This window comes from Prosthecobacter sp. (assembly GCF_044222565.1).
Taxonomy (GTDB): Bacteria; Verrucomicrobiota; Verrucomicrobiia; order Verrucomicrobiales; family Verrucomicrobiaceae; genus Prosthecobacter.
The window spans coordinates 143271-154191 of the sequence record NZ_JBGANA010000019.1; the positions used below are offsets into that span (position 1 = coordinate 143271).

At 59.9% G+C, this 10921-nt stretch carries 10 protein-coding genes and 1 other RNA gene; 6 read left to right on the top strand and 5 right to left on the bottom strand.

Features of this window, described 5'->3' with window-relative positions; translation table 11 throughout:
- Positions 1 to 63: 63 nt before the first annotated feature.
- From ACILSR_RS24015 to ACILSR_RS24025, 3 genes are all read right to left on the bottom strand, one after another.
- Positions 64 to 2064 (bottom strand): tetratricopeptide repeat protein, encoded by a 2001-nt coding sequence (locus tag ACILSR_RS24015; RefSeq protein ID WP_395752347.1) that lies wholly within the window; start codon positions 2062 to 2064, stop codon positions 64 to 66.
- Positions 2065 to 2281: 217 nt separating this feature from the next.
- Complete coding sequence (locus tag ACILSR_RS24020) at positions 2282 to 3097, bottom strand: FkbM family methyltransferase (RefSeq protein ID WP_395752348.1); 816 nt, start codon at positions 3095 to 3097, stop codon at positions 2282 to 2284.
- Positions 3098 to 3107: 10 nt separating this feature from the next.
- Positions 3108 to 4547, bottom strand: coding sequence for a glycosyltransferase (locus ACILSR_RS24025; RefSeq protein ID WP_395752349.1), 1440 nt, complete (start codon positions 4545 to 4547; stop codon positions 3108 to 3110).
- A gap of 168 nt (positions 4548 to 4715) precedes the next feature.
- Here ACILSR_RS24025 and ACILSR_RS24030 point away from each other — a divergent pair, with 168 nt between their 5' ends.
- The gene (locus ACILSR_RS24030; RefSeq protein ID WP_395752350.1) at positions 4716 to 5648 is read left to right on the top strand and encodes a LysR substrate-binding domain-containing protein; all 933 of its coding nucleotides are present in this window, start codon (positions 4716 to 4718) and stop codon (positions 5646 to 5648) included.
- 5 nt (positions 5649 to 5653) lie between these two features.
- Here the strand turns inward: ACILSR_RS24030 and trpC are convergent, their stop codons facing one another.
- A complete protein-coding gene (gene trpC, locus ACILSR_RS24035; protein ID WP_395752351.1) occupies positions 5654 to 6460 on the bottom strand; it encodes an indole-3-glycerol phosphate synthase TrpC in 807 nt (268 codons plus the stop codon).
- Between the two features lie 112 nt (positions 6461 to 6572).
- On the opposite strand from trpC, the gene ACILSR_RS24040 reads away from it, so the two are divergent.
- Positions 6573 to 6833: a phosphopantetheine-binding protein gene (locus ACILSR_RS24040; protein ID WP_395752352.1), complete on the top strand. Its 261-nt coding sequence runs from the start codon at positions 6573 to 6575 to the stop codon at positions 6831 to 6833.
- The gene (locus ACILSR_RS24045) at positions 6833 to 8134 is read left to right on the top strand and encodes a hypothetical protein (RefSeq protein ID WP_395752353.1); all 1302 of its coding nucleotides are present in this window, start codon (positions 6833 to 6835) and stop codon (positions 8132 to 8134) included. The genes ACILSR_RS24040 and ACILSR_RS24045 overlap by 1 nt, the downstream gene beginning before the upstream one ends.
- Before the next feature lie 22 nt (positions 8135 to 8156).
- On the opposite strand, the gene ffs is transcribed toward ACILSR_RS24045, so the two are convergent.
- An RNA gene (gene ffs / locus ACILSR_RS24050) (signal recognition particle sRNA small type) lies at positions 8157 to 8251 on the bottom strand.
- Positions 8252 to 8451: 200 nt separating this feature from the next.
- On the opposite strand from ffs, the gene ACILSR_RS24055 reads away from it, so the two are divergent.
- Genes ACILSR_RS24055 through ACILSR_RS24065 form a run of 3 tightly spaced genes read left to right on the top strand, consistent with a single transcriptional unit; the run spans position 8452 to position 10594 of the window.
- A complete protein-coding gene (locus ACILSR_RS24055) occupies positions 8452 to 9525 on the top strand; it encodes a hypothetical protein (RefSeq protein ID WP_395752354.1) in 1074 nt (357 codons plus the stop codon).
- 53 nt (positions 9526 to 9578) lie between these two features.
- The gene (locus ACILSR_RS24060; protein WP_395752355.1) at positions 9579 to 10367 is read left to right on the top strand and encodes a hypothetical protein; all 789 of its coding nucleotides are present in this window, start codon (positions 9579 to 9581) and stop codon (positions 10365 to 10367) included.
- Positions 10368 to 10396: 29 nt separating this feature from the next.
- Complete coding sequence (locus tag ACILSR_RS24065) at positions 10397 to 10594, top strand: hypothetical protein (protein ID WP_395752356.1); 198 nt, start codon at positions 10397 to 10399, stop codon at positions 10592 to 10594.
- Positions 10595 to 10921 lie beyond the last annotated feature (327 nt).

Here is a 10921-nt window from a genome sequence, read left to right on the forward strand (position 1 = left end):
AGAGTGGGTTCTGAGAGATAGCGCTGGGTGCATCTCGCGGAGCGAGATGGGTACTGTACCAAACTATTCGCGCCAGGGGACGCCCGAGAGGTAGGCCTGGCGCTCTATGAGGATGGCCTGCGCGAGAGCGGGATTTCGCTGGTTCTGCGCGTTTGTCGCGGCTTCGAAGGCGATCTGGCCGGCTTTCTCAAACTGGCCGGTTTCAGCATACGCCGCGGCCAGAACCTGAAGCAGATGGGGCCTGCTCCCGCCAGGCAACTGCAGCGCATGCTCGATGAGCTCCACGGCACGCGCACCGTTGCGCAGGCTGTCCTGTTTGCTCGTGGCCAGCAGCCAGGCAAGATTGTTGAGGGAAGGAAGATGCGAGGGGTTCACCCGCAAGGCGGATTCATAACAGGCCTCTGCCTCGGCGCCGTTTCCCATCTGAGTGCATGCCATGCCGAGACAATACCGGGCATCGGCATGGTTCGGGTCCAATTCGATCACCTGCAGAAAACTTTCGCTCGCTTTGGCAAACTGCCCGGACTGCATGAGGGCGTTGCCGAGATTGAAGCAGTTGCCGACATCGGGGCGAAGAGCCACCGCCTTTTGCAGATAGGTGATCGCCTCTTGCAGATTGCCTTTGCGCAGCAGAATCAGGGCAAGCCCGCCGAAGGCTTCTGCCTCCTGCCAGCCGTCCTGCACCACGCGCCTGAGATGAGCCTCCGCCTCTTCAAATCTTCCCATGCGCTCCAGTGTGAGGCCGAGATTCATGCGCGCCCTGAGGTGGAAGGCGTTCGCCTTCAGTGCACGCTCATAACTGGCGACCGCCTCCTCGGTGCGTCCGGCTTCGATCAAAGCGTTTCCCAGGTTTGCATGGGCCACGCTTTCGGAAGGATCGGAGTCCACTGCATGCTGCCAGAGGCTGAGCGTATCTCGCCAGTGAGCAGTCTGTGCGTGCGCGGCCAGAGACAAGGCGACCAGCACTGCCGCGGCCGTGGCACCAAGAAATTGCCTGCGCGTCTTCCGTTTTCCGGCCCATTCATCCGCGGCCCAGGTCACCATGAGAGTGAGGCCGATCATCGAGAGATAGGTGTAGCGGTCGGCATGCGCCTGATCTCCCGCCTGGGTGAGGAGTCCGATCACCGGCATCAGCATGCCCAGGTACCAGAGCCAGCCAACGCCCAGCCACGATTTTTGGCGCGAGCGCCATGCGAGTGCGGTCACGATGATGAGCAGCGCCACCGAAGCCCAAGCACCGCCCACATTGAGATTGCGGCCGGGAAAGGTGTAAAAAACCACGAGCCCTTCAGGCCAGAAGGTCTGCCTGATGTAAGTGCCGTAGGACAGCATGGCATTGCCGGCACGGTAGTACCATGGCAGCGCCGCCCAGAGCGGATCATTGGGGCATCCGCGTCCGGTCAGCGTGATGCCCGCCACAATGGCCGTCATGAGAAACAGCGGGATTTTTTCAATGAGCAGGCGCTTGAGCGGAACACTGCGCGTGCGTCCCAGCGGCCAGTGGTCCAGCAGAAGAAGAACGCAGGGCAGGGTGACGAGCATGGGCTTGCTCATCATGGAAAGAGCGCCCATGAGCAGCAGAAGCAGGTAGATGCCGAGGTGAAACGGACGCTGCACGAACCGGTGATAAGCACCCAGTGCGAGGACAAAGAACAGGCCGCTGAGCACGTCCTTGCGCTCTCCCACCCAGGCTACTGACTCGACATGCAATGGGTGGATGGCAAACACGGCGGCGACAAAGGCGGAGGGCCACAGGCGCCCTGTCATCGCCCGCATGACCAGGAACAATGCCACGGCGGTCAGTGCGTGCAGAGCCACGCTCATCATGTGATGCGCGCCCGCATTCAAACCAAAGAGGCTCACGTCCAGCATGTGGGACAAAATGCTGACCGGTCTCCAATAGTCCGTTTCACAGACCTCCCTGCCGATGCCCGCGGTCAGGGACCAACGTACGTTTGCCCAGGTGAGCCCCTGCCGCACATGCGTGTTCTCATACACGAAGGCGTTGTCATCCCAGTTTACAAACGAGAATGCGCGACACTGCCAGAAGACTCCCAGAACCATGACGACCAGCAAAAGGCAAACCGCTGCTGCTTTCCGGGCCGGATTGAAAAAAGCACGGAATCCTCCAGTATGATGGTCTGCGGGTAAAGGCACAGGATTAGTCGCAGAATTCAATGCCGACTGCGATTCCACGGATGGACCGGCCAACAGTGATATCACATTACGACAAATTTTGTTTCTGCAACGGATTGCCATGAGTTGAAACATCTGCGCCGTTTCAGCAAAAGTCCGCGAGTACATCCGTGCCTCCGCGACGGGGTAACCGAGCCAGCGCCTGCTCGTCAAATGCCCTGCCAGTTTGCAGGTCCGTCATGCGATAGCCCGGGCCGAGGACATCCGCGAAGTCTTTGAGTGTGAGGCGGTTCTCCTCAAGAAGGTGGGGGCACATTTCCATGATGATGCGCGGGCGGTTGGACGCGATGAGTTTCTGCGCTCCAGCCAGAACTTCATGCTCTTGCCCGTCTGTGTCGATCTTGATGAGATGAACCCGGGGTATGGCGTTGGAAGCGACGTAGTCATCGAGACTGGTACATGCGGCAGTGGCGTCCCGCATGAGACCGAGATGTGCGGCGTGGCTATCGGCGGTGGTGGTGCCATCCACTGGCCAGCTTGCGTAGGCTTTTGCAGCGGAGTTTGTTCCTGAATTGCGACCGACGAAGCAGGCGTTGACGGTGACTCGTTGGGCGAGGGCAGGATTGAGCGCGAGATTGCGACGGAGTTTTTCGAGGGCGTAATGGGTTGGCTCGAAGCTGTGAATCTGAGCTGAGGGATGCTTTTGTGCGAGAGGGAGAGTGATGGCGCCGATGTTTGCGCCGACATCGAATATGACCGGAGCTGCCGATTGTGGGGAGACCGAGAGAATGTGATTTTGAAAGGCGCCGAAGAGGAAGAGAGACAGATCAATGCCCTCCCGCAGATCGAGCTGGAAGCGCACACCGGAGCGGGTGACGAACTGCTCGTCCCGAAAGCCCGCCAGTTTGAGCAGGCGATAGAGGACGCGCGCGAGCCGGATTTTGGATTCGGTGGACAACATTGACGGAGGCTCAGACGAACTTCAGTTTTCTGGCGGCGAACCAGACCATGCGCAGCAGCAGCCAGCCGTGGCTCCAGCGATGAATGTTGGTGGTGCCATAGGTGCGGTCGGCGTAGTGAATGGGGACATCCATGATGCGGAGGCCGAGCTTTTCAGAGCCGAAGAGGAGATCGAAATCGCCAAAGGGATCGAAGTCGCCGAAGTAGGCACGGCCTGCGGCGAGGCGTTCATAGTTTTGACGGAGCATCGCCTTCGTGCCACAGAGAGTGTCTTTGACCGGCTGGCCAAGGAGCCAGGAGAAAATGAGGCTGAAGGCTTTGTTGGCGCACAGATTGAGGAAGCGCATGGCCTGCTCCTGCATGGGATAGACAAGACGCACGCCGTTGGCGAACTCGGCTTTTCCCGACGCGATGGCGGCGTAGAATTTGGGCAGCTCCTCAGGCTGCACTGTGAGGTCTGCGTCCAAGATCATGACGACATCTCCGGTGGCGGCGGCAAAGCCAGCGCGCACGGCATCTCCCTTCCCCTTCCCGGTCTGCTGGAGGCAGGTGATGCGCCGGTCCGGATGCGCCTGGCTCACGCGCTGGATTTCAGCCCAGGTGTCGTCGGTGGAGTGGCCTTCGACGAAGATGATCTCGGTGCCAGCTCCCATGATGGGCGTGCGGGAGACTGCTGCCTGGATGTTTCCAGCTTCATTGCGCGCGGGAACTATGACTGACACGTTCAACTCCTTGCCGGGAGGCGCAGGCAGCGGACGTGCGCTGGAAAAGATGGCGAGGCAGAAGGGGCTCAATAAAGGGGCGAGCCAGCGGTTGATCACGGCGTCCAAACCGAATGCCCGAAAGGGAAAGAGGATGCGGGTGGAACTTCCGACCTCCTCCCAGCCAGAGAGGGCAAGGAGATTGCGCACATCATCATGAGAGAGCCAGTTGGTCTCGGGCCGGCGGGTGCGCATGCCGGTGAGAGCGGCGAGAGCGGAGAGGGGGCGCCAGAGGTGGTTGAAGAAATTGAGGATAAGCCTTGTGCCTATGTGGCTGACGTGATGAAGGCGCTCGAAGATGAGCTGCACGTCGGCGGCGTGATTGATGGTTTCCGAGAGGATGATGAAATCGAACTGCTGGTCGAGCGCCAGAGCCTCGCCAGCCTGGACGTGGAATTCAGCCCCGGGCATGCGCTCGCGGGCTTTCTGGATCTGGCGCTGCGAGAGATCGACGCCGACGCGTTTTTTTCCATGGAGAAGGTGGAGGAGCCGGGCATCTCCGCAGCCAATCTCGAGCACGCTGGCGTCCTGGGGAATTTGGAGATTGTAGTAGCGGGCCAGCATCTCGTGGTATGCCTGCGCCGCCCAACCGAGCTGGAGAGCGGGATCATCATAAAACGCGGCGAGTGACTGCAGGCGCGAGCTGACCAATGGCGGCAGCAGAGTCTCGGTGGAGGCCGGGAGGTGCATGAAGTGAGGGAGGCATCATGGCATGATCTCTTACAAAGCACCAGAACTAGCCTCTGAAAAGATGGATAAGCATGAAGCCTACGATCCCAAGAACCCAAAAGACCGAAGGAGCGGGAAGGGTGCCGGATATGTGGTGGTGTGCAGAAACTGTGTTCGGCGGTGATTTGCATGGTGTGCCGGACTGTGGTCTGGTCGGGGGTGGAATTTCACCAGCTTCGTTACTTCATCGCAGCCGCCGAGGACTTGAGCATTTCGTCCGCGGCGAAGCGGCTGCATGTGACGCAACCCGCCCTGAGCCGGCAGATCGCCGTGCTGGAAGCGGAGCTGGGAGTGGGGCTGTTTGACCGGATTCGGAAACGCATTTATTTGACTGATGCGGGGCGCTTTTTTCTGCCGAAGGCGAGGCAGATCGTGTGTGATGCGGAGACCGGGGCGCAGCAACTGCGGGAGCAGTTTGGCAAAGCACGCCGCACACTGAGGCTGGGGTTTCTGGGGCCGTTTCTGGATGACCTGGTGGTGCCGGCGGTGCGTGAGTTTCGCCAGCGGCATCCGAAGGCGCAGGTGAGCCTGTTTGACCTGCCTCCACGCGCGCAGCTGGACCGTCTGCGCAATCATGAGCTGGATGCCGCCATCCTGGGAAACATCTCGGAGAGCGACCGTGTGTTCTTCCATACGCGCACGCTGTCGCGGCACAAAATGGCGGCGCTGCTGCCAGAGGATCATGCGCTGGCAAAGAAGAAGGTGATCAAGCTCAGCGCATTGAAGGGAGAGAGGTGGGTTTCGCTTTCGGATGCGTCCTTTCCCGGGAGGCGGGAGTTTCTGCGGGCGATTTGTCAGCAGGCGGGATTTGATCCACAGATTGTGAGCGAGGTGGATTCCCTTTCCATGATGCTGGGAACGGTGACGACGCTGGGTGCGGTGGCGCTGATTCCGGAGCACGCGAGCAAGATGCCGCATGGGGGCTGTGTGTTTGTGCCGCTGGCGGCACCCGTGCCCATGACGGAACTGCTGCTGGTGCTGCCGAAGCAGGAGGCGAGCCGGGAACTGATAACGCTGACGAGTTTAATCGCAGAGCTGGCGGCGCAGATCGCGAAGGGGTAGGCCGATCAATCCGCCGCGAATTGATCCGCGCCAGGAGTGGCTGCGCGGAATTGGGGCAGATCGACGAGAATGTTGGAACTGCGCATGAGCGTTTCGCCAATGAGGAGGGAGTCGGCACCGGCGGCAGCGAGGCGGGCGGCATCGGCGGGAGTCTTGATGCCGCTTTCGGCAACGAGGATGATGTCGTCGGGGATTTCCTCGGCGAGAGCTTCGGTAGTGGAGAGATCGACGGTGAAGGACTTCAGGTTGCGGTTGTTCACGCCGATGATGCGGGCGTCCGTGGCGAGAGCGCGTTCGAGTTCCGGAAGGTCGTGGACTTCCACGAGGGCATCGAGCTGAAAGGTGTGGGCGACTTCGAGGAGGTGCTCCAGCGTGGGCTGATCAAGGGCGGAGACGATGAGGAGGATGGCGTCCGCTCCGGCGACAACGGCTTCAAAAATCTGGGCTTCGTGGATGATGAAGTCCTTCCGCAGGCAGGGGATGTCGAGCTGCTCGCGAATGAGCGAGAGGTATTCGAGGCGGCCCTGAAAGTATTTTTCGTCAGTAAGGACGGAAATGGCGCTGGCACCGGCCTTTTCATAGCCGCGGGCGATGGTCAGAGGATCGAAGTCCGCAGCGATGGTGCCGGCGGAGGGGGAGGCGCGTTTGACCTCGGCGATGATGCTCAGACGGGTGGGGTCGGCGCGGAGAGCGTCATAAAAGGAGCGCACGTCATCACGCAGGGCGGCGGCGGCGCGGAGCTTTTCAGCGCGGGGCAGCAGGCGTTGGAGTTCGGTGTGCTTGTGGGCGATGATTTCGTCCAGCTTGTTCATAGGGGGGGCGCATGGTGCCCGAGGGCTGGCGATGTGCAACCATCTCCTGCGTGCAAATACACCTGCATGGGCTTCTTGACGCACAGCAGGATGCAGGCTTTCTCTATCGTGAATGCCCGAAGCGCCTATCAGCCCCGCCGCCGTGATCGAACTGCTCACCGCCGAGCACATCCTTGAACCGCAAGAACCCATCGCACCTGACAGCGATCTTTTTTCCATGGGACTGGACTCCATGGCGATGATGCAGCTGCTGCTGCAGATTGAAGAACGATTCAAGCTGACGGTGAACCCGGCGGAAATGACGCGGGAACGATTTGCCACGGCGAATGCACTGGCCAGCTTTCTGGGGGAAAAACGCCGACTTGCCGCCTGATGCAGAACCTGCCTGCCACCTCGGTCGATTTTTTCCTCGGCGGGCTCGAATCCTTCATGCGCCGGAGCGGACAGGGCTCGCACTGGGGAGTGACCAGGCTGCAGCTGGAAGGCCGGCCAGACGCGCAACTGCTGACGCAGGCCTGGGAGCAGATCCACGCGCATCATCCCATGCTGGGGGCGCGGCTGAAACGGCAGTGGCGTGGCTGGCGGTGGGTGTGGAAGACGAAGGGGCCTATCACGGCACCGCCGGTGTGCTGGCACCCGGCGGGCGAGCAGCCGCCTGCTGCGGCTGTGATTCAGGAGCGCTTGCAGGGAAAATCGAGCCATGGAGAGCTGAAGTTTCCGCTATGGATGGAAGTCTTCCCCTGGGGGAATGAGGGCAGGCATGAGATTCTGCTGACCTGGCGGCATGCACTGCTGGACGGCAGCGGGATCAACCTGCTGCTGGAAAAGCTGGCTGCGGGAGGCTGCAAAACGGGGCCGCCAGAGCTGCCAGCCCCACGACGGGAAGGAATGGGACAGGTGTACAAGCGGGCCAAGCCTCTGCGGGACAGACTGCAGGCCATGACCACGGCGGGTTGCCTTTCCGCGTGGAAAAAGGGCATGCCTATAGAAAGAGGGCGGCTGCCAGAGTTCAGCCTGATCGAGCTTTCCGCTGAGGAAACGGCACGGGCAGGCGCCAGGCTGCGGAGTCTGTGTGGTGATTTCATGCAAATGCCGTTTTATGCGGCGATCGCGGCGCGGGCTCTCCGTCTGCTGCATGAGAAACGCGGCTGGGACAGCCCGGAGATTCACCTGCAGCTCCCGATCCAGCTCCGCGGCCGCAGCCGGGAGCTGATTTTTGGCAATCATATGAGCTCGATGCCGCTGTTTCTAGATGCGGGGAGGCTGGGCAGTGTGGACGAGGCAGTGCAGCATGTGCTGGAAAAGTACCGTGAAGCGATGCGGGAAGAGAGGCCGCAGGCGTCCGAGGCGATGATGATGCTGGCGGCGCATCTGCCGCTGAGCTCCTTCATTCCGATGGTCCGGCTGACGAACCGCGGGCAGATCTGCAGCCTGTTTCACTCCCATACGGGCACCTTTCTGCCGGGGCGCAGCGAGTTTGCCGGCGCGAAGATCCAAAACATCTGCACCATCCCCAGCGTCTGCACCCCACCTGGGCTGGGGGTGTTTGTTTCCGACTATGCGGGACGGCTCACCGTGACGCTGGCGTGGCGGGGGGACAGTCTCTCCGCGACTGAAAGTGAAGACCTTGCGCGGGAGATCCGGAAGGATTTGTCTGGAGCCGCAGTAGAATGACCACAGGAGAAATCGTCAAAAAAAGTGCCAGGGAACCGCGACATGGACAGGCAGGCTGCCGTTGCTTCCGTCAGGACCTGGCGGGGTTCGCAAGCTGAACATCCGCGGCCCCTGACATCTTTGATTTAGCCGCAGGGTTGAGCGGATACAAGCGGGATTCGGGCAGAAAGGCAAAATGGGCGAAAATTGGTGTTGTCGAAAGCTGGCGTTTCCGGTAAAAAAAGGGTTCTAATTCTCAAATTCTCTTTTTTTGTATGGTCTGGAAAATCCTATCAGCTCTCTCCGCCGTGTGCCTCGGCACCGCATGCTATTTTGCCATGACCAATCAAAAGCTGCTCAAGGCGGAACGTGAACGTGAGAAGTTTGCGAACGAGAATCTTCAGGCGCAGAAGAGCCACATCACCAAGATCGCGGAGGCAAAAAAATCCCGTGAGGACCTGCTTGCGACCGCGACGAAGGAGCTGGAAACGACCAAGACTTCCACAGTGGAAACGGCCGCCAAGGTGACAGCATCTGAACAGAAGCTGGCCGAGATCAAAGATAAGCTGGACAAGGTTTCCAAGATTGTAACCACCAATCAGAAGCAAATCGATGAAGCTGGAGACATCCAGGCGCTGATCGCTCAGATCGAGGCTATTACGAAAGATCGCACGGAAGCTGAGGCGATGCTGGCCAACCAGACGGCGCACCTGGTAGCCGCGCAGGAGCGGGTGAAGAATCTGATGGATGCTGCCAAAACTGCGGAAGAACGCGAGGCTCGCGGCCGCAAAGGCATTGTGGATGATGACTTTACCGCCAAAGTGGCCCACTCCTACACCGACTGGGGCTTTGTGGTGCTGAACAAGGGCAATGGGGGTGGCGTCTTTGCCAACGCCGACCTTGAAGTGAAGCGCGGCAAGGATGTGGTGGCCAAGCTCAAAGTACGTGACGTGGAGCAGAACTCCTCCGTGGCAGACTTGGTCAAGGGCAGCCTGGCTGAAGGTGAGCACATTCGAGCTGGTGATCTGGTAGTGGCTGCCGCCGAGCAGAGCGCCAAGACTGCGAGCGCAAAGTCTCCTGCTGGTGCAGCAGCTCCTGCCGCAGGAGCCCCCGGTGCCGCACCTGCCGCACCCGGTGCCGCTCCGGCCATGGGCGCTGATCCCTTTGGTGCACCTGCCGCCCCCGGTGCCGCACCTGCTGCTGCTCCCGGTGCCGCTCCGGCCATGGGTTCTGATCCTTTTGGCGCTCCCGCAGCCCCCGCCCCCGCGGCACCTGCTGCTGCTCCTGGTGCCGCTCCGGCCATGGGTTCTGATCCTTTCGGTGCGCCGCCTGCCACCCCTCCTGCTGGCGCCCCTCCTGCTGCTGGCGCTACGCCGCCGAGCACAGTGGACCCCTTTGGTGCTGCCAAGTAATGGCCATCTTCCGTACAATCCTTTTTTGATTTCCTTTTTCGACCCTATTTCCCATGACCAAAGTCCTCTTCATCCTCAGCGCTGTGGTGATTATCGTTGCCGGCTTTTTCGCCTTCCAAAACGGGCGTGAATTTGCCGAAGTGCGCAGCAGGATCCATGGCGTCAACCAGAGCATTCTGGCTGAAAAGAAAACCGAACAGAAAGGCCTCAAGGAAGTGGCTGACGTCAAGTCTGCCACTGAGAAGGTGCAGGCCGACATCGATGTGGAAGCTGAGAAGCTGAAGGCGCAGCGAAACAAGCTGTCTCAGACCGATAGCGAAGTGGCCACGACCGAGGAGGCGCTTGCCGCCAAAGAGAAGAAGAAGGCTGAACAAGACCTCCAGCTCGAAAAGCTGCCCAAGGGCATGAACCCGGAGAACATGGTCGAAAGCATCCAGAAGATGAAGAAGGAAATGCTGGAGTACCAGGGACAGGCGGAGATCAAGAAGAAGGAAGTGGCCGCGGAAGAGGAGAAGGTGGCCGGCATTCAGAAGCGCCTGGATGAAGTGAACCACAAGATCGAGGAACGCCGCAAGAACTTCGAGCGCAACAGCCTGACCTCCCGTGTGATCGCTGTGAACTATGACTGGGGTTTTGTGATCATCGATGCTGGAAAGAGCACCGGACTTACCCAGGACACCAAGCTGATCGTCACCCGTGGTGCACAGACGGTGGGCAAAGTGAGCGTGATGTCCGTCGAGAACAAGAATTCGATGGCAGCCATCGTGCCTGACACGGTCGTGAACGGCCAGGTGATCATGCCTGGAGATCGCGTGATCCTCGAAAATCTGGTGCAAAACTGATTTGGTGCACTATTAAACGGGCGACTATCATGAAGACACGCCTGCTCAGTCTTTTCCTTTTGTCCATCACGGCAGCAAGCTGCCTTTCCTCCTGCGCTTCGGACGAGCCAAAGCGCAAGAAGGTGGTGGGACCGGATTCCAGCCAGTACAGCAACCTGCCATGGAACCGTCCACGGTCCTGGGAAGGCAATGCCCGCTACGGCGGCATGGTGCCTGGCAGCCGCTGATTTGCCTCGTCCTCCCTGCTTCCTAGCAGAGAATGATGCTGACATGCTGTTGAGTCTCTGCTTCTGGCAATGGACGGCTTCTGTCTTCTTTCTTCATGCGATGAGGGACGAAGTGCAGGAAAGCAGAAGAATCCCGCCTCCCTCGGTCCGTCATTCACCTTGGGAAAACAAAGTCATGTCTCGTGGCCTAGACCTAATGCCGCTAAGCAAAAGCTGGTTGGTGCCGGAAAAAGAGCGCTGTACAAATGAACTGCATGGTTAACTAAAGGCGGATGCCTGCATCATCCACACCTGATCTTCCCCCTGGCGTCTTTGCCCACACTCTCC